Origin of the sequence: Sphingomonas sinipercae (genome assembly GCF_011302055.1) — a bacterium.
GTDB lineage: Bacteria > Pseudomonadota > Alphaproteobacteria > Sphingomonadales > Sphingomonadaceae > Sphingomicrobium > Sphingomicrobium sinipercae.
The window spans coordinates 1254655-1271952 of record NZ_CP049871.1 but is presented as its reverse complement, the minus strand read 5'-3'; the positions used below and the strand labels follow the sequence as shown (position 1 = coordinate 1271952).

The window sequence follows — 17298 nt, the reverse complement described above, 5'->3', positions numbered from 1 at the left end:
TGAAGCCGCGCGGGTAGGGCGCAGCCGTGGCCGACCCATATTATATCACTACCGCGATCAGCTATCCCAACGGGCCGCCGCACATCGGCCATGCCTATGAGGCTATTGCCGCCGATGTCATCGCCCGCTTCCAGCGCGCCCGCGGCCGCGACGTGCGATTCCAGACCGGCACCGACGAACATGGCCTGAAAATGGCCCAGGCAGCCCGTGCCCAGGATGTGCCGCCAGCCGAGTTTGCCGGCAAAATGTCGTTACTTTTCCAGGAGATGTGCGATCGTCTTGAGGTTTCATACGATCGTTTCATTCGCACGTCCGAACCGGATCACCACCGCGCGAGCCAGGCGATCTGGACCGCGATGGCCGAACGCGGCGACCTGTACCTCGACCGTTACGAAGGCTGGTACTCCGTCCGCGACGAGGCATTCTACGAAGAAAGCGAGTTGGTGGCGGGCGAGGGCGGTGCGAAGCTGTCCCCGCAGGGCACGCCGGTCGAATGGACGGCGGAGGAAAGCTGGTTTTTCCGCCTGTCGGCCTACCAGCAGAAACTGCTCGACCATTATCAGGCGCATCCCGACTTCATCCGCCCCGAAAGCCGTCGCAACGAAGTCGTGCGCTTCGTCGAAGGCGGCTTGAAGGATCTTTCGGTCTCGCGAACCAGCTTCGACTGGGGCGTGCCGGTGCCGGGCAGCGACGACCATGTGATGTATGTCTGGCTCGACGCGCTGACCAACTACATCACCGGAGTCGGCTATCCGGATGATACTGCAGCCTGGCGCCGCTATTGGCCGGCCGATGTTCACCTCATCGGCAAGGACGTCGTCCGCTTCCACGCCGTCTATTGGCCGGCGTTCCTGATGTCGGCGGGAATCGCGTTGCCGAAGCAGGTTTACGGGCACGGTTTCCTGCTCAGCCGAGGCGAAAAGATGTCGAAAAGCGTCGGCAACGTTGTCGACCCGATCGCGCTGGTCGATGCGTTCGGGGTCGATCCGCTGCGCTATTTCCTGATGCGGGAAGTAACCTTCGGCCAGGACGGGAGCTATTCGGCCGAAGCGATCGTCAACCGCGTCAATGCCGAGCTTGCAAACAGCTTCGGCAATCTCGCGCAGCGCACTTTATCCATGGTTTACAAAAATCTCGACGGCGTTCTTCCGCAACAAGGTGAGCGAGCGGAAGACCGCGAGTTGCTGGGCAAGGTCGACCAGGCAGTCGCCGACCTGGCAGGGCGCTTCGAGGACATGGCGTTCTCTGTCGGGCTTGAAGCGTGGATGAGCGCCGTCTTCGCCTGCAACGCCTATGTCGATGCCACCGCGCCTTGGGCCCTTCGCAAGACGGATCCGAAACGCATGGCGGAGGTGCTTGGGACGCTGGTCGCAGCAGTCCGCAAGCTGGCACAGGCGGTTCTGCCCGTCGTCCCCGCCGCCGCGCAGAAGTTGATCGACATCATTGACGCCGGGGCCGATGCGCCGATCGCCCAGCCGGTGCCGATCTTTCCTCGCCTCGAGCTGATGGAGGAGGGGGCTTGAGGCTCGTCGACAGCCATTGCCACCTCATTTACGAGGGCCTTGCCGAGCGCCAGGACGAAGTTCTGGACAATGCCCGTGCCCGCGGCGTCACCGCCTTCCTCAACATCTCGACCAGGCAGCGCGAATGGAGTGACGTCATTGCCGTTGCCGAACGCAATGCGGACGTCTGGGCCAGCGTCGGCGTTCACCCCCACGAAGCGGATGCGCACCCCGATTTAGGAGCTGCGGCGCTGGTCGAGGCCGCGCAGCATCCGCGCGTGATCGCGATCGGCGAATGCGGCCTCGACTATTTCTACGACAAGTCCGACCGCGCCGCCCAGCGCGACCGGTTCCAGGCCCACATCGAGGCGGCGCGAGCAACCGGACTGCCGCTCGTCGTGCACACGCGCGATGCCGAAGACGACACCGCGACCATGCTGGAAGCCGCGGTCGCCGAGGGCGGGGTACGCGGCGTGCTTCACTGCTTCACAGGCTCGGCCGACTTGGCGCGCAAGGCGTTGGACCTCGGCTTCTTCATCTCCCTGTCCGGCATCGTCACGTTCAAGAATGCGCGGGATCTGCAGGATACCGCCAAGCAAATCCCGCTCGACCGACTGTTGGTCGAAACTGACGCGCCGTTCCTTGCACCGGTACCGAACCGCGGGAAAACCTGCGAGCCAGCGTTCGTCGTGGATACGGCCGCATTCGTGGCAGGCTTGCGGGAAGAGGGCCCTGAAATGCTCGCCGACGCCACGAGCGCCAATTTCTACCGCCTGTTCAACCGGGCGGCACCGGTGAGCGCTTGAAGCTTCGCATCCTGGGCTGCGGCACTTCGGCCGGCGTGCCCCGGATTGGTCCCGATTGGGGCCAGTGCGACCCGCAAGAGCCGCGCAACCGTCGCACCCGCTGCTCGGTGGTCGTTGAGAGCGGCCGTAAGCGCTTGCTGGTGGACTGCGGTCCCGACTTGCGCCAGCAACTGCTGGCGGCGGAAATCGGCACTTTGGACGCCGTCGTCGTCACCCACGACCATGCCGACCATTGCCACGGCATCGATGAACTTCGGACCGTCGCCCAGCACGCCGGTGGCGCGATCCCGCTCTATGCGCGCCCGGATGTGGTGGGGAAACTCGGGCAACGTTTCGGTTATGCCTTCAATGCTTCGTCGTTTTACATTCCGGTCGTAGAAGGACGCGATGTTGCGGAATTCACGCGGTTCGGTTCCGTCGACGTGGCCGTCGTCGACCAGCCTCACGGCGAAATCACCTCGCTTGGCCTGCGCTTCGAGGAAGGCGGCCACCGGGCGGTTTATGCCATCGATTTCCACGAGATGACGCCCGACATGGCAACGCAGTACGAAGCTGCAGACGTCATGATTTGCGATTGCCTGCAACGGCGGCCGCATCCGACGCACGCGCACCTGGACGCGGTGCTCGGCTGGGCCCGCGAGCTGCGGATCGGTGCGCTCTACTTGAGCCATATGAACAACAGCATGGACTATCGGACTCTGGTCGCGGAGCTTCCGGACTGGGCAGCGCCGGCATTCGACGGACTGGAGATCGCGCTGTGAACGGCGACAAGGCGGCCTATCTGGTCTTTTGTATCGTCGCCGCCGTTTTCGTGGGCAGCTCGCTCATCGGCCGCGGACTTAAGCCAAGCGCGACGGTAAAGATGATCCTTGCCTGGGTGGCGATCTTCATTCTGGTAATTTGGCTGTTCCTGATGGTGGGAAAGCCCTGATGGCTGCATCACTTTACATAATGCATATTATCAGACTTGCGAATATCGGTGTCCTAGCCGGAGCTTGGGGGCCCTCATGAGCCTCGAGCGGCTCGTTTCCATCATGCGACGGTTGCGCGATCCGCAGCGCGGATGCGAATGGGATTTGCAGCAGAGCTTTGCGACCATCGCGCCCTACACGATCGAGGAAGCCTACGAAGTCGCGGACGCCATCCAGCGCGGCGACATGGACGCGCTCGTCGAAGAGCTAGGCGACCTGCAGCTGCAGGTCGTGTTTCACGCCCAAATGGCCGAAGAAGCTGGGCTTTTCACGCTGGATGACGTCATGCGGCGCATCGGCGACAAGCTGGAGCGCCGCCACCCGCACGTGTTCGGCGGTGCGGCAGAAAGCCCTGGCTGGGACGCGATCAAGGCCGCCGAACGTGTCGGCGGCGGCGACGACAGCGCCTTGGCTGGCATCGCGCTGGCGTTGCCGGCCCTGGATCGCGCGGCAAAGCTGCAGCGGCGGGCAGCGCGGACCGGCTTCGACTGGCCCGACGAGTCCGGCCCGCGCGCAAAGATCGATGAAGAGTTGGCTGAACTCGATGCCGAGACGCACCGGGATCGGCGCGAGGAGGAATTGGGCGACCTGCTGTTCGCGGTCGTGAACCTCGCACGGCATCTCAACATTGACCCTGAAGACGCTCTACGGAAAGCGACCAACAAGTTCGAACGCCGCTTCCGTGCGATCGAGACGGCGCCCGGGTTCGAAGCGATGGATCTGGAATCGATGGAACGGCTTTGGACCGAAGCAAAGGCAGCTCAGACCGACTGATCCACGAGCGATTGGAAGCGCGCCCAATTCTCCGGCGACAGCCGGACCTCGATCTCGACCTCGCCGTCGTGCATCCGCTGCCCGACGACCTCCCCGCGGGCGTGTAGCCAGGCAATCCTGCCGCCGTCGCTGATCGGGATGCGGATCGAATGCATGGCGGATCCACTCCGCAAGCGCTCGGCAATGAAGGCCTTTAAGGCATCGATCCCCTCGCCGCTGATCGCTGAAATCGGCAAGACGTCCGCGCGGCGGGAAGCTTCGTTAAGCAATGCCTGGCGGTCGTCGCCCTCGATCAGGTCGATCTTGTTCCATGCTTCGACCAGCGGTGGGGCCCCCTCCTCTTCGCGGCCAACGCCCAATTGTTCGAGCACAGCTTCGACGTCGGCCCGCTGGGCTTCACTGTCCGGGTGGGAGATGTCGCGCACGTGGATGAGCAGATCGGCCGACGCGACCTCTTCCAGGGTTGCCCGAAAGGCCGCGACCAACTGCGTCGGCAGGTCCGAGACGAAACCGACGGTGTCGGAGAGGATCGCCTTGTCGAACCCCGGAAGGCGGATTTCGCGCATCGTTGGGTCGAGCGTTGCGAAAAGCATGTCTTCGGCCACCACCGCTTCGCCGGTCAGCCGGTTGAACAGCGTCGATTTGCCAGCGTTGGTGTAGCCGACCAGCGCGACGACCGGCCACGGCGCCCGCTGCCTTCGGTCGCGGTGCAAGGTCCGGGTGCGCTTCACTTGCTCCAGTTCGCGCCGGATCCGCGCCATCCGGTCGCGGATCATTCGCCGGTCCGCCTCGATCTGCGTTTCGCCCGGGCCACCCAGGAAGCCGAACCCGCCGCGCTGGCGTTCAAGGTGGGTCCAGCTACGAACCAGTCGGCCGGCCTGGTAATCGAGGTGGGCAAGCTCGACCTGCAGCCGGCCTTCAGCGGTTGCCGCACGTTCGCCGAAGATTTCCAGGATCAGACCCGTACGATCGATAACCTTGGTTTTCAGGCCTTCTTCCAACGACTTCTGTTGCACTGGCGTCAGCGCGGCATCGATCACGGCCAACCCGGCGCCATGCTCTTCGGCCAGTTGTGCGATCTCGGCAACCTGGCCGCTTCCGAGCAATGTCGCCGGTCGCACTTGGCGAAGGCGGTAGGTTCTGCGGGCGACAACCTCGACTCCGATCGCCTCGGCAAGGCCCGCAGCCTCGTCCAGTCGGGCTTCGCTCGAACGCCCGTTGGTCTGGCCGTGGCGCTCGACCCCGATGACCAGTGCCCGCTCGCCCCGAGTGACGTCGTTGACGTCAGTGTCGTCGATGGTCACCGTTCTTCCTCCGTTGGGGCCACCACATCCGGCTCGCCGCTCAGGTGGAGCGGTGCAGCGGGCTGCAACGTCGAAATAGCGTGCTTGTAGACGAGCTGGGCCTGCGTTCCGCGCTCGAGCAGCAAGGAAAACTGGTCGTGGGCCGTCACACCGCCCTGCAGCATGACGCCATTCATCAGGAAGATCGTCATTGCCGAATGCTCACGCGCCGCGGCTGACAGGAACGTATCCTGCAGCGTTGGCCGGGCGTTCGCCCCCTCCCCCGTCAGGCCTACGATTTCGAAGTCGCCGACTGGAACGATGGTAGAAACGGCGTGCTTGTAGACCAGCTGCGAATTCCCATCGCGGCGAAGCAGCAGCGAAAAGGTATCGAACCAAGTGATGACGCCCTGAAGCTTGACGCCCTTGACCAGGAAAATGGTCAGCGGCGTTTTCGATCGGCGAACCTGGTTGAGGAAATGATCCTGAACGCTGAGCGGCTTGTCGGCCATTGCGGCGGTTGTTCTTTCTATTCCTCGTCCCGCTTGTCGCCGATACCGAGCGCCTTGAGCTTCCGGTGGAGCGCGGAACGTTCCATGCCGATGAACGAGGCGGTCCGGGAGATGTTGCCGGAGAAGCGTCGAATCTGAATTTTGAGATACTCGCGTTCGAACGACTCCCGCGCTTCCCGCAAGGGACTGCCCATGATCAGCATCGCCTGGTTCGACATCCCGGCCTGCCCCTGGCTCTCAAGGATTTCGGGCGGAAGCATGTCCACCTCGATCGTCTCCACCCGCTCGCACGGCGCCAGGATGACGGTCCGCTCGATGATGTTGCGCAGCTGCCGGACGTTACCCGGCCAGTCGTGCGCCTGGAGCGCGGCCATCGCTTCCTCGCTGAAGCTGGGCGCCGGAATGCGCCGCTCGGCAGCGAAGCGGGCGAGGAACTGGTTGGCCAGTTCGGGAATGTCTTCGCGCCGGTCGCGCAGCGGCGGCAACTTCACCGGCACGACATTGAGCCGGTAGTAGAGATCCTCGCGAAACCGGCTAGCGTCGATTTCCTGCTGTAGGTCCCTGGAGGTGGCCGAAAGCACGCGCACGTCCACCTTGACCGGACGCTGGCCGCCCACTCGATGATAGCTCTGGTCGGTCAGCACGCGCAGGATCTTGCCCTGCGTGGTCAGTGGCATGTCGGCGATTTCGTCGAGGAACAGGGTACCGCCGTGCGCTTGTTCCAATAGGCCCGGGCGGTTGACGTCGTCCTGTTCGATGCCGAACAGTTCTTCTTCCACTCGCTCGGGCGTCATCATCGCCGCCGAGACGACGATGAACGGGCCCTCTGCCCTCGTGCTCCACTGGTGGATGGTCCGCGCGGCCACTTCCTTGCCGACCCCCGCTGGCCCCGTGATGAGGACCCGGCTGCCGGTCGGGGCGACCCGCTTAAGCGTTGCCCGGACCGAGTTGATCGTCACCGAATTGCCGCCGAGCGCCTGCTCGTGACTGACCTGTTCGCGAAGGCTCGCATTCTCTCGGCGCAGGCGGTCGGTCTCGGTGGCTCTGGCAACGAGGTGCAGCAGCCGTTCTGCCTCAAACGGCTTCTCGATGAAGTCGACGGCGCCCTCGCGGATGGCGGCGACGGCGGTGTCCAGGTTGCCATGGCCGGAGATCATCAAAACGGGGAGGCTCGGGTCCTGCCGCTTCAATTCTTCAAGCAACTGCAACCCATCAAGACGGGATCCCTGCAGCCACACGTCGAGCAGCACCAGCGACGGCCGCCGGTCGCGCACGGCCTCCAGCGCACCGGTGCTGTCCGCCGCGGTCCGGACGCTATACCCTTCGTCCTCCAGAACCCCGCTGACGAGCTCGCGGATATCTGCCTCATCGTCGACGACGAGCACTTCGAGCGCCATTCAGAAACCTTCCTCAAACATCTGTATTTCCGTCGTTCTTCGCGTCCGGCGTGAAATCCGCGGCTTGGTCGTGCTCGCGCGCGGCCAGCCTTGCACAATCGAATGCAATGCGAACACGGGTGCCGCCGCCCGGCTGGTCAAGGAAAGCGATCTCGCCGCAATGCTCCTCGACGATCTTCTTGACGATGGCGAGGCCAAGTCCGGTGCCGCGAACGCGGGTTGTGATGTACGGCTCCGTCAGCCGCTCCCGATCCTCGGGCAGGCCGATGCCCGTATCGATGACGTCGATCACCAGCTGCTCATCTTCATTGCTCAGCCGCAGGTCGATGCGATCGCCGCTAAGGTGATGCTCGCCGCGCGAACGCCTGGTTTCAATAGCTTCGACGGCGTTCTTGACGATGTTGGTCAGCGCCTGGCCGAGCTGGCGGCGATCGCAAACCATCGGCAAATTCCCTACGGCCGGGGTCAGGGCGAAGGTGATCCCCGGATGCGCGACTTCGTGAAGGAAGAGCGCCTGCCGGGCGATTTCGTGCAGGTTCTCCTGGCGGAACACCGGTTTTGGCATCCGCGCGAAGTTGGAGAACTCATCGACCATCCGGCGCAGGTCGCCGACCTGCCGGACGATGGTGCCAGTCAACCGCTCGAACGTTTCCTTGTCCGACGAAACCTCCGGCAGGAACCGGCGCTGCAGCCGCTCCGCCGCCAGTTGGATCGGTGTCAGCGGATTCTTGATCTCATGCGCGATGCGCTGCGCGATGTCGGCCCAGGCAGCGCTGCGCTGGTCGGAAAGCTGGTCGGTGATGTCGTCAAAGGTCAGCACGGCGCCGTCCTGATAGCGCACCCGCTTGACCGCCAGCGTTCGCTGTCCGTCCTCGGCGGTCACCGTGACGTTCGCCTCTCGCTCCTCGCCAAGCATGAATTCGGCCAGTTCGCTCGAAAGGCGGGCAAGTTGGGCGCCGTCGATCGTGTCCTCGCCCGATCGAAGCAATTCTTCCGCCGAACGGTTGCTTAGCAGGACCCGATTTGCCGCGTCGAGGGCAAGTACGCCGGCGGTGACGCTCGACAGCACCGCCTCGATAAATGCCCGGCGCGTTTCGAGCTGCGCATTGGCGCTCTTCAGCGCGCCGGTTTGCTCCTCCAGGCGATCGGTCATCTGGTTGAAGGCAGCTGCCAGGGTCTGAATCTCGTCCTCCGTCTGGTTGACTGGAACGCGGGTCGAGAAATCGCCTTGCTCGATACGGCCTGCCGCCGCGGCCAATTGCCCAACGGGGCGAACCAGCCGGTCCGCCAGGCGCAGTGCCGCCAGAATGGCGAGGCCGACGATGATCAGCGAACCGAGCAGCAGCGCCGCGTTGAATCGCAGCTGGTTCGTCCGGGACCGGGCAAGCAGCGCGCGATAATCGTTCAGCACCTGATTGCCGCGATCGATCTGCTTCTGGAACTCCGGATCGAAGACCCGGGCCGCATAAATGTAGGTGTCCGGACCATAATCCAACTTGGCCAGAGCGCCGATCCGGTCCGACGAACTGATCGACACACTGTCCCGCTTCTTGAGCTGGGCGATGCGTTCCGGCGTTATCACCGTGTCGAGCGGGCGGTCGTAGGGATTGACCAGAACCAGGGTGCGGATTTGCCGGTCGGCGCCGTACGTGAAAATGATGCCTTCGGAGAGCTCGCGCTGATAAAGCTGGACGCCTCCAAATGCGGTGATGAACCGCGGATCATCGATGGCCATCTGCTTGAGATAGTCCGCAAGGTCCGCGCTCATCGTCACCGTGTTGTCGGCAACGCGCCTTTCCTCCGCGGCGTAGGCGGCCTTCGGGATCTCGACGGTATTCTCGATCATGTTGCGGGCACGGTCGGAGAACCAGAACTCCATGCCGCTCTGGAAGAGCAGCGACGCGAAGATGGCGACGAGGACGGTCGGCACTGCTGCAATGACGGAGAACAAGGCAACGAGCCGGTTGTGCAGCTTGCCCGTTCCGAGCCCTCCCCTCGCGGCGTGGGCCATTGCGAAACGCCGCGACAACAGGACCATCAGCACGATCGCGGGGATCAGGTTGGCAATCAGCAGCGCCGCGATCAGCGCCGGCGAGAGCAGCGACCCTGGCGTTGCCGGCCTCTCAAGCAGCCAGATGCTGAAACCGAGGGTGAAAATGAGCGTCGCAGCCGCGGCCCAGGCGGCATAATCGTAAAAGCGGCCGCTCTCTCGCTGGCGAGCGAGCCAGCTGCCGCCGTCGATCAATCCCAGGTCCGACTCAACGGAGGGCGCATCCATCGCTCGCGCCCTAGCATGCGCCGTTGCAAAAACAACACACTATTACCGCTATGCGACGCCCTCAGGCAGCGGCGCGGGTCAGCCAGGGTGCGTAGAAGCCCTTGAGCATGGCGATGACGTCAGCCGGATCGTCCAACTGATTCACGCGGTTACGAAGCTCGGCCGAGCCCGGGAGCCCCTTGGTGTACCAGCCGAAGTGCTTGCGCGCGAGATTGACGCCAGTGTGGCGGCCATACAGCGACAGCATCTCGTCATATTGGCCAAGCATGGTGTCGAGCTGCTCATCCAGCGAGGGGTCGGCGCGGCTGCCGCCATCGACCAGGTCCGCGATCGCCTGGCCGAGGAGCCACGGCTTTCCGTAGGCGCCCCGCCCGATCATCACTCCATCGGCGCCCGATTGCCGCAACGCTTCCCTGGCGTCTTCGACCGAGCAGATGTCGCCGTTGACGATGACCGGAAGCGACACGGCGTCCTTGACCTTGCGCACGAACGCCCAGTCGGCGCTGCCCTTGTAGAGCTGGCAACGGGTGCGGCCGTGCACGGTGATCATCTTGATGCCGAGGTCTTGGGCGATCCTCGCGAGTTCCGGCGCATTGAGGCTCTGGTGGTCCCAGCCCATCCGCATCTTCAGGGTCACCGGCAGGCTGACCGCCTTGACGGTGGCCTCGATCAGCCGGGTCGCCAACGGCAGGTTCGCCATCAGCGCCGACCCGGCGTCGCCGTTGACGACCTTGCGCACCGGGCAGCCCATGTTGATGTCGATGATGGCGACGCCCCGCTGCTCGTTGAGCTTGGCGGCCTCGGCCATCACGTGCGGCTCGCATCCGGCGAGCTGCAGCGATACCGGTTGCTCGCTTTGATCCCACAAGGCCTTTTGCAGCGACTGGCGGGTCTCCCGGATCATCGCCTGGCTGGCGATCATCTCGCTGACCGTCAGGCCGGCGCCAAAGCGCTTCACGACCTTGCGGAACGGCAGGTCGGTGACGCCCGTCATCGGCGCCAGGATGACTGGCGCGTCGATGCGGACCGGACCGATCTCGATAGGCTTCAGCAAGGTCATGGGAAGCCGCGCCTTTACAGGAGGGCCGCGGGACGGGCAAGGCGCCAGCGATGACAACGACTGCCCTCATCGTCGCCGCCGGAAGCGGAACGCGGCTGGGCGGCGGCTTGCCGAAACAATATCGCGCGATCGCCGGGAAGCCCGTGCTGCGCTGGGCGGTCGAGGCGCTGGCCGAGCATCCGGCGATCGCCGGGGTCCGCGTCGTCGTCGGGCCGGGGCAGCACGGGCTCGCCGCAGCGGCGCTCGCTGGCCTCGACGTCGGCCCGTTCATCGAAGGCGGCGCCGAACGCGCGGATTCGGTCCAGGCCGGCCTCTCCGCCATCGATGGGGACGCGGTGCTGGTGCATGACGCCGCCCGCCCCTTCTGCCCTGCCGCAGTGATCGACCGGCTGCTTGCACCGCTCGAATTCTTCGAAGGCGCTGCACCGGTGCTTGCCGTCGGCGATACGCTTGCCCGAGCCGACGGGGAGCTCCGGGATACGGTCCCGCGGGACGGCATCGTTCGGATCCAGACTCCCCAAGCTTTCCAGTTGCCCGCGTTACGACAAGCGTATGAGGAGTGGTCAGGCGACCCACCGACCGATGAGACGACCGTGATCAGGAGCGCCGGCATGCGCGTCGCAACCGTTGAAGGCAATCCGATGCTAGACAAGCTGACGACCGCCGCCGACTGGAAGCGCGCCGAAGCCGCGATTACCGGGCGCCTGGTCCCGCGCACCGGCATGGGCTTTGACGTTCACGCCTTTGCCGGCCCCGGCCCGATCACGCTGGGTGGCATCGCCATCGACAGCGATCGTGGCCTGGCCGGGCATAGCGATGCGGACGTCGTTCTTCACGCCATCACCGACGCCTTGCTCGGCGCAGCCGCGATGGGCGACATTGGCCAGCACTTCCCCCCGTCCGATCCGCAGTGGAAGGGGGCGGCGTCCGACCGCTTCCTGGCCTTTGCGGCGGAGCAGGTCCGGGCCCGCGGCGGCGTGATCGACCACGTGGATTGCACCGTCATCTGCGAATTTCCGAAAGTAGGTCCGCATCGGGAACGGATCCGCGCCAAGGTCGCTGACATCCTTGGGATTTGTGGCGATGACGTCAGCATCAAGGCAACCACGACGGAACGGCTTGGCTTTACCGGGCGCGGCGAAGGCATTGCCGCGCAAGCCGTGGTCAACATCAGGATGGGTCGCAGCGAACAATGACTGACAGGCTCCTGCCGCAGGAATTGGTCGACAAGGCCGAAGAGGTTGTCGCCGCCAATCGCGCTGCCGGGCGGCGGATCGCGGTCGCCGAAAGCTGCACCGGCGGCCTCGTCTCGGCCGCGATTACCGAAATCCCCGGCTCATCTGATGTGTTCGAAGCCGGTTATGTGACCTATTCCAACGCGGCGAAGATCGGCGGCCTGAGAGTCAGTTCAGACGTGGTCGAAACCTTTGGCGCGGTCAGCGTCGCCACAGCCTGGGCGATGGCCCGCGGCGCGCTCGAAGCCGCCCAAGCTGACGTTGCGGTCGCGATTACCGGCATTGCCGGTCCTGGCGGCGGCACGCCGGGCAAGCCGGTCGGAACTGTCGTCTTCGCCCGCGCCGAACGCGATGCCGACCCAGCCAGGATCGTCGCCGACCAGAAATTCTTCGACGAAAAGACCCGTTCGGGTGTGCGCCTTCAGGCGGCGCTCTGCGCGCTCGACTTGCTGATTCCGTAAAGCGCGGCGGCGCGTTGTTCGAACGCGTCGGTCATGCGCCGCAGCGCGCGGTCGAACATCTGGCCGGCAATCGCCTCGAAAATCCGCGACCGGAACGCGAAATCGACTGAGAAGAAGATTTCTGTGCCCCCTTTATCGGCGGGCTCGAAGCGCCATTCGTTCTTCAGATACTTCAGCGGCCCTTCGATATAATCGACGACGATCCGGTTCGGCCGCTCCTTCGTGACGCGGCTGGTGAAGCGCTCCTTGAACGCATTGAAGCCCACGACCAGGTCCGCGACCGTCTCCGTCTCGCTGGACGATCGGATACGGACCGCGACCACCCACGGCAGGAATTCGTCATAGCGTTCGACGTCGGCAACGAGGTCGAACAGTTGCTCGGGGCGATACGGAAGGTGCCTGGTTTCGCTGTGCCGCGGCATCAGCCCCCCACCCGCTCCACCGAATGCCCCCGCTCCAGCTTGGCGGCGCGATTGGCCTGCATCTTCTTGAAGTCGTCGCCGGCGTGGTAGCTCGACCGGGTCAACGGCGATGCGGCCACCAGCAGGAACCCCTTCGCCCGGGCGATCGCTGCATAAGCGTCGAATGCCTGTGGGGTAACGAACTCCTCGACCTTGGCGTGGCGCGGCGTCGGCTGCAGATATTGGCCCATGGTCAGGAAATCGACGTTGGCCGACCGCATGTCGTCCATCACCTGGTGCACTTCCAGGCGCTGCTCGCCGAGCCCGACCATCACCCCGGACTTGGTGAAGATTGCCGGGTCGTGCCGCTTCACGCTCTCAAGCAGCCGAAGCGACGCATAGTAACGCGCGCCCGGGCGGATCGTCGGATAAAGCCTCGGCACCGTCTCCAGGTTGTGGTTGTAGACATCGGGTCCGGCCTCGACGATGGCTTCGACCGCCGCTTCGCTCTTGTTGCGGAAATCCGGGGTCAGGATTTCGATGGTCGTGCTTGGCGTGTTCCGCCGGAGCGCCTGGATCACCTTGACGAATTGCGAAGCGCCGCCGTCCGGCAGGTCGTCGCGATCGACCGAGGTGACGACGATATGTTCAAGGCCAAGCTCGGCGGCGGCAGTGGCGACATGTTCCGGCTCAAGCGGATCGACCGCGCGCGGCATCCCGGTCTTGACGTTGCAGAAGGCGCAGGCCCGTGTGCACGTGTCGCCAAGGATCATCACCGTCGCGTGCTTCTTGGTCCAGCATTCGCCGATATTGGGGCAAGCCGCCTCCTCGCAGACCGTCGCCAGGTTCAGCGATCGCATCAGCTTTCGGGTCTCGGCATAGCCGTTGCTGGTCGGCGCTTTGACCCTGATCCAATCGGGCTTGCGCTGGCGGGGGACTGCGACGGGGAGGTTCATGCCGGCCAGATAGCGATCCAGCCCGCCGCTTGCCAGCCCCGGACTGCGGCGCTAGCCCGCGGCCATGTCCCGCTTGACCGAATTGCTCGACGGCTATCGCCGGTTTCGCGACACTGGCTGGCGCGAGGAACGCGACCGCTGGGCAGAGCTGGCTGAAGGCCAAAGTCCGCGCGTCATGGTGATCGCTTGCTCCGATAGCAGGGTCGACCCCGCGCAGATTTTCGATGTGCGTCCTGGCGAGATTTTCGTCGTTCGCAACGTCGCCAACCTTGCGCCGCCCTATGAAACGACCGGCGGCCTCCACGGCGTTTCGGCAGCGCTGGAATTTGCTGTCACTCAGCTGGAGGTCGATGAAATCCTGGTGATGGGCCACGGGTCATGCGGTGGCTGCGCTGCCGCGCTGACCGGCCAGTTCGACGGTGCCGAGGACGGTGAAGGCCAATTCATCGCCGCGTGGGTGCGCCAGCTAGGCCCCGCCCGCGATCGCGTTCGGCAGCGCCATAGCGAGCTGACACCGCAGGCAGTCCTGGAAATGGAATGGGAATCGGTGAAGCTGTCGTTGTCCAACCTGCGGACGTTTCCCTGGATCGCTGAGCGCGAACGGGACGGCAGGCTTAAGCTTCACGGTGGCCACTTTTCAGTGGCGGAAGGCAAATTCTATCTGCTGGACGAGGCGGAAGTTCACTTCCGCCCCGTCAGCTGATCCGCTGACTAGCAGCGAACGTTATAGTCGTAGTGCGCCTGACCGTACTGGTCGACGTAATAGCAGTAGCCGTTGGTCGCGCGGTAATATTGCTTACCCTTGACCACGGCACCGAGCACACCGCCCAGAACCGCACCGGCAATCGCGCCTTCGACCGTGCTCACGCCCGGGACGATCGCGCCAAGGACGGCACCGCCAACCGCACCAGCGGCCGCGCCGGTCGCCGTACGGCCCGCCTGCGCGTTGTTGTTGTAAGGATCGTTATAGCCGTAGCCCGATCCATAGGGATTCGTTGCGCAGCCAGTCAGGCCAACGCTGGCAGCAACGGCTGCCGTCAATGCTAAACGCTTCATGTTCGTCCTCCAACCTTCCCCGGTCACCCACTATGCTTTCAGTGCGCGAGAAGGCGTTTCGTTCCCGGATTGATCAGCTAAGACGCGCCATTGCGAAGGGAATCGGGCGATGAATGACAAAAATAACGGCCGCGACCTCAACATTGCACTGCTGATCGATGCCGACAATGCGTCCCCCGATACGATCGACGAAGTGCTTCTCGTGCTGGGCGAGCTTGGCACCATCAACATCCGTCGCGCCTACGGCAATTGGGCGAAGGCCAGCTTGAAAGGCTGGGGCAATTTGACCGGCCCCCACTCGATCGTGCCGATGCAGCAATTCGATGTGGTGAAAGGCAAGAGCGCAACCGACATGCGGATGACAATCGACGCAATGGACCTGCTCTATCGCGGCAATGTCGATGGCTTTGGAATCATGTCGAGCGACAGCGACTTCCTGCCGCTGGTCCAGCGGATCCGGGAAGACGGGCTCAACGTCTACGGTTTCGGGACCGCGAAGACGCCGCTCGGCTTTCGCCAGGCCTGCACGCGCTTCTTCGATGTTGCTGCCTTGTCGAACAATGAAGAAGCGTCGGCCGAGGTCGAAGCCGAGCGCAAGGACCGCCCGGTCGACCACGAACTGCTCGACCTGCTCGGCGCGGCCTTCAAGGCCTCCGAACGCGACGAAGATGGATACGCCTCGCTGTCCGAACTCGGGCAACGGGCCAAAGCGGTGTCCAGCTTCGCCACGCGCAACTACGGCTTCAACCGCCTGTCGGAGCTGATCCGGTCGATTCCGAACTTCGACGTGAAGCCCGGCCCCGACGGTCGCTTGCGGGTGAAACGGCTGCGCTGACCGATACCGCCCTTGGTCCCGGAATCGGAACCGGCCCGCCCCCTCCCCGTTGCCCATCAAAAGCAGCAGGAGGACATGATGAGCGAAGCCGAGCAGGAGTTGCGCGAAGAATTTTGGGACAAGCTGGACGATTCGCCCTTCGTGATGCTGGGTCTCCAAGGCGTCGACGACGCGATGACACGCCCGATGACGGCGCAGGTCGACGACGGCCAAATCTGGTTCTTCGCCGCCCGGTCCGAAGACCTGGTCAAGGGCCTTGGGCAAAACCCGAAGGCGATCGCCACTTACGCGAGCAAGGATCACAAGCTGTTCGCGTCGATCCACGGCACCTTGCAGCTCAGCAACGACCGCCAAGTCATCGAGCGGCTGTGGAACCCGATCATCGCATCCTGGTACAAGGACGGGAAAGACGATCCTGACCTGGCGCTGCTGCGGTTCGACACGACGTCGGCGGATATCTGGCGCGCAAGCGCTGGATCGACGTTGAAAGCGGCCGTCATCAAGATGTTGGGCCGCGATCCGGGCAAACAGCAGCAGGACGAGAACCGCGCCGAAGTCGTTCTTTAGCGCCTAATTAGCGAACCGCCTGCCGAGACGGCAGGCGGTTTCGCAGAAATGCCCTCGCCACTACGGCTGACAAGCTGGACTGTCCTTCTGGTAAGATTTCAGGGGGCTGGAATGAGGGTAAAGTCTTTTCTTGGAAGTGCCGCTCTAGCGCTGACACTTTCGATGGGCGGTTGCGCCATGCAGCCGCCACTTCGTGTCGAACAGGTGGTTCCGGCGAGCGCCTGGACCACCGTCACGACCGAGGCGTACAAGGGCAAGCGCGACGACATCCACTTCGCCAATGCACGGACCGGCTTTTACGGCACCGGCGCCGGCGACTTCTTCCGAAGCGACGACGGCGGCGCGACCTGGGCCAAGGTTTGGTCCCACCCCGGCACCTTCATCCGGGCAGTCGGCTTCATCAGTCCGCAGCTTGGCTTCATCGGCAACGTCGGCGACGCCTATCCCAACGTCACCGACACCGTGCCGCTTTACCGCACCCGCGATGGGGGCAAGTCGTTCACCCCGGTCGATCTCGGCGGCGCGAGCGTGGAAGGCATTTGCGCGATCGACGTTCTTCTCACTAAATCGATTTACCAGGGCCAGCTGCGGAGCCGTGCGATCATCCATGCTGCGGGCCGGGTCAGCGGGCCCGCCAAGCTGCTTCGCTCGACCGACGGCGGCGAAAGCTGGACGTTCATCGACCTTAGCGCGCAGGCCGGCATGATCTTGGACGTCAAATTCATCGACGCCAAAACCGGCTTCGTCTTTGCCGGCAGCAACAGCAACATTCAGGAATCCAATGCGGTGATCCTGAAAACCGGTGACGGCGGGAAAAGCTGGCGCGAAGTCTATCGCTCCCCGCGCAAGCTGGAGAACAGCTGGAAAGGCAGCTTCGTCAACGCCAAGACCGGCTATGCAACAGTGCAGACGTACGATCCGGAACGGCAGCAGCAGGTGATTGCCAAGACGGTCGATGGCGGCGAGCATTGGGCGGAAGTTCCGCTGGTCGTGAATGCCAAGGCGCGCCAGTTTGGAGTCGGCTTCGTAACGCCAAACGTCGGTTGGGTTGGAACCATGGTGGGCGGCTTTGAAACCCGCGATGGCGGCAAGAGCTGGGCCCCGGTGGCGCTAGCCCCGGCGGCAAACAAAATCAGGGTTCGCGCCGCGGACGGGACGCCGAAGGTCTACGCAATCGGAACGAAGGTCCAGTTCCACAAGTGAA

19 protein-coding genes are annotated in these 17298 nt (G+C 64.0%); 11 read left to right on the top strand and 8 right to left on the bottom strand.

Annotation, left to right across the window (positions count from 1 at the left end):
- The first annotated feature begins 26 nt into the window (after positions 1 to 26).
- The 5 genes from metG (at position 27) to mazG (ending at position 4053) form a co-directional block, all read left to right on the top strand.
- Positions 27 to 1523, top strand: coding sequence for a methionine--tRNA ligase (gene metG / locus G7078_RS06685; protein WP_166094295.1), 1497 nt, complete (start codon positions 27 to 29; stop codon positions 1521 to 1523).
- Positions 1520 to 2308 carry a TatD family hydrolase gene (locus G7078_RS06680; protein WP_166094292.1) on the top strand — a complete coding sequence of 263 codons (789 nt, stop codon included), beginning with the start codon at positions 1520 to 1522 and terminating at the stop codon, positions 2306 to 2308. The genes metG and G7078_RS06680 overlap by 4 nt, the downstream gene beginning before the upstream one ends.
- Positions 2305 to 3069, top strand: a complete 765-nt coding sequence (locus G7078_RS06675; protein WP_166094290.1) for an MBL fold metallo-hydrolase — start codon at positions 2305 to 2307, stop codon at positions 3067 to 3069. The genes G7078_RS06680 and G7078_RS06675 overlap by 4 nt, the downstream gene beginning before the upstream one ends.
- Positions 3066 to 3239, top strand: a complete 174-nt coding sequence (locus G7078_RS06670; RefSeq protein WP_166094288.1) for a hypothetical protein — start codon at positions 3066 to 3068, stop codon at positions 3237 to 3239. The genes G7078_RS06675 and G7078_RS06670 overlap by 4 nt, the downstream gene beginning before the upstream one ends.
- 76 nt (positions 3240 to 3315) lie before the next feature.
- Complete coding sequence (gene mazG / locus G7078_RS06665; RefSeq protein WP_166094286.1) at positions 3316 to 4053, top strand: nucleoside triphosphate pyrophosphohydrolase; 738 nt, start codon at positions 3316 to 3318, stop codon at positions 4051 to 4053.
- Here mazG and hflX read toward each other — a convergent pair.
- From hflX to dusB, 5 genes are all read right to left on the bottom strand, one after another.
- On the bottom strand, positions 4041 to 5357 hold the full coding sequence (hflX, locus tag G7078_RS06660) for a GTPase HflX (RefSeq protein ID WP_166094284.1): 1317 nt from the start codon (positions 5355 to 5357) through the stop codon (positions 4041 to 4043). The two genes, mazG and hflX, sit on opposite strands and share 13 nt — an antisense overlap.
- On the bottom strand, positions 5354 to 5848 hold the full coding sequence (hfq, locus tag G7078_RS06655) for an RNA chaperone Hfq (RefSeq protein ID WP_166094282.1): 495 nt from the start codon (positions 5846 to 5848) through the stop codon (positions 5354 to 5356). The genes hflX and hfq overlap by 4 nt, the downstream gene beginning before the upstream one ends.
- A gap of 17 nt (positions 5849 to 5865) precedes the next feature.
- Positions 5866 to 7245 (bottom strand): nitrogen assimilation response regulator NtrX, encoded by a 1380-nt coding sequence (gene ntrX / locus G7078_RS06650; protein WP_166094280.1) that lies wholly within the window; start codon positions 7243 to 7245, stop codon positions 5866 to 5868.
- 13 nt (positions 7246 to 7258) lie between these two features.
- A complete protein-coding gene (locus G7078_RS06645) occupies positions 7259 to 9523 on the bottom strand; it encodes a sensor histidine kinase (RefSeq protein ID WP_166094278.1) in 2265 nt (754 codons plus the stop codon).
- 61 nt (positions 9524 to 9584) lie between these two features.
- A complete protein-coding gene (gene dusB / locus G7078_RS06640; protein ID WP_166094276.1) occupies positions 9585 to 10583 on the bottom strand; it encodes a tRNA dihydrouridine synthase DusB in 999 nt (332 codons plus the stop codon).
- A 50-nt stretch (positions 10584 to 10633) separates the two neighbouring features.
- Between dusB and G7078_RS06635 the strand changes: the two genes are divergently transcribed.
- A complete protein-coding gene (locus G7078_RS06635; protein ID WP_166094274.1) occupies positions 10634 to 11779 on the top strand; it encodes a bifunctional 2-C-methyl-D-erythritol 4-phosphate cytidylyltransferase/2-C-methyl-D-erythritol 2,4-cyclodiphosphate synthase in 1146 nt (381 codons plus the stop codon).
- Positions 11776 to 12279 carry a CinA family protein gene (locus tag G7078_RS06630; protein WP_166094272.1) on the top strand — a complete coding sequence of 168 codons (504 nt, stop codon included), beginning with the start codon at positions 11776 to 11778 and terminating at the stop codon, positions 12277 to 12279. Before G7078_RS06635 ends, G7078_RS06630 begins: the two co-directional genes overlap by 4 nt.
- On the opposite strand, the gene G7078_RS06625 is transcribed toward G7078_RS06630, so the two are convergent.
- Together G7078_RS06625 and lipA are read right to left on the bottom strand one after the other, a co-directional pair.
- Complete coding sequence (locus G7078_RS06625; protein WP_166094270.1) at positions 12240 to 12701, bottom strand: type II toxin-antitoxin system RatA family toxin; 462 nt, start codon at positions 12699 to 12701, stop codon at positions 12240 to 12242. The two genes, G7078_RS06630 and G7078_RS06625, sit on opposite strands and share 40 nt — an antisense overlap.
- Positions 12701 to 13636 carry a lipoyl synthase gene (gene lipA, locus G7078_RS06620; RefSeq protein ID WP_166094268.1) on the bottom strand — a complete coding sequence of 312 codons (936 nt, stop codon included), beginning with the start codon at positions 13634 to 13636 and terminating at the stop codon, positions 12701 to 12703. Before lipA ends, G7078_RS06625 begins: the two co-directional genes overlap by 1 nt.
- Positions 13637 to 13700: 64 nt before the next feature.
- On the opposite strand from lipA, the gene G7078_RS06615 reads away from it, so the two are divergent.
- Complete coding sequence (locus tag G7078_RS06615; RefSeq protein WP_166094265.1) at positions 13701 to 14339, top strand: carbonic anhydrase; 639 nt, start codon at positions 13701 to 13703, stop codon at positions 14337 to 14339.
- A gap of 8 nt (positions 14340 to 14347) precedes the next feature.
- Here the strand turns inward: G7078_RS06615 and G7078_RS10920 are convergent, their stop codons facing one another.
- Positions 14348 to 14692 carry a hypothetical protein gene (locus G7078_RS10920; RefSeq protein ID WP_246166283.1) on the bottom strand — a complete coding sequence of 115 codons (345 nt, stop codon included), beginning with the start codon at positions 14690 to 14692 and terminating at the stop codon, positions 14348 to 14350.
- 109 nt (positions 14693 to 14801) lie between these two features.
- Between G7078_RS10920 and G7078_RS06605 the strand changes: the two genes are divergently transcribed.
- From G7078_RS06605 to G7078_RS06595, 3 genes are all read left to right on the top strand, one after another.
- Positions 14802 to 15527 (top strand): NYN domain-containing protein, encoded by a 726-nt coding sequence (locus G7078_RS06605; protein WP_166094263.1) that lies wholly within the window; start codon positions 14802 to 14804, stop codon positions 15525 to 15527.
- Between the two features lie 75 nt (positions 15528 to 15602).
- Positions 15603 to 16094: a pyridoxamine 5'-phosphate oxidase family protein gene (locus tag G7078_RS06600; protein WP_206367435.1), complete on the top strand. Its 492-nt coding sequence runs from the start codon at positions 15603 to 15605 to the stop codon at positions 16092 to 16094.
- Between the two features lie 177 nt (positions 16095 to 16271).
- A complete protein-coding gene (locus G7078_RS06595) occupies positions 16272 to 17297 on the top strand; it encodes a WD40/YVTN/BNR-like repeat-containing protein (protein ID WP_166094261.1) in 1026 nt (341 codons plus the stop codon).
- The last annotated feature ends 1 nt before the right edge of the window (position 17298 follow it).

Coding starts and splice junctions, on each gene's coding strand:
- mazG (WP_166094286.1), top strand. CDS start 3,316: ATGAGCCTCGAGCGGCTCGTTTCCATCATGCGACGGTTGCGCGATCCG.
- hfq (WP_166094282.1), bottom strand. CDS start 5,848: ATGGCCGACAAGCCGCTCAGCGTTCAGGATCATTTCCTCAACCAGGTT.
- ntrX (WP_166094280.1), bottom strand. CDS start 7,245: ATGGCGCTCGAAGTGCTCGTCGTCGACGATGAGGCAGATATCCGCGAG.
- G7078_RS06645 (WP_166094278.1), bottom strand. CDS start 9,523: ATGGATGCGCCCTCCGTTGAGTCGGACCTGGGATTGATCGACGGCGGC.
- dusB (WP_166094276.1), bottom strand. CDS start 10,583: ATGACCTTGCTGAAGCCTATCGAGATCGGTCCGGTCCGCATCGACGCG.
- G7078_RS06635 (WP_166094274.1), top strand. CDS start 10,634: ATGACAACGACTGCCCTCATCGTCGCCGCCGGAAGCGGAACGCGGCTG.
- G7078_RS06630 (WP_166094272.1), top strand. CDS start 11,776: ATGACTGACAGGCTCCTGCCGCAGGAATTGGTCGACAAGGCCGAAGAG.
- G7078_RS06625 (WP_166094270.1), bottom strand. CDS start 12,701: ATGCCGCGGCACAGCGAAACCAGGCACCTTCCGTATCGCCCCGAGCAA.
- lipA (WP_166094268.1), bottom strand. CDS start 13,636: ATGAACCTCCCCGTCGCAGTCCCCCGCCAGCGCAAGCCCGATTGGATC.
- G7078_RS06615 (WP_166094265.1), top strand. CDS start 13,701: ATGTCCCGCTTGACCGAATTGCTCGACGGCTATCGCCGGTTTCGCGAC.
- G7078_RS10920 (WP_246166283.1), bottom strand. CDS start 14,692: ATGAAGCGTTTAGCATTGACGGCAGCCGTTGCTGCCAGCGTTGGCCTG.
- G7078_RS06605 (WP_166094263.1), top strand. CDS start 14,802: ATGAATGACAAAAATAACGGCCGCGACCTCAACATTGCACTGCTGATC.
- G7078_RS06600 (WP_206367435.1), top strand. CDS start 15,603: ATGATGAGCGAAGCCGAGCAGGAGTTGCGCGAAGAATTTTGGGACAAG.
- G7078_RS06595 (WP_166094261.1), top strand. CDS start 16,272: ATGCAGCCGCCACTTCGTGTCGAACAGGTGGTTCCGGCGAGCGCCTGG.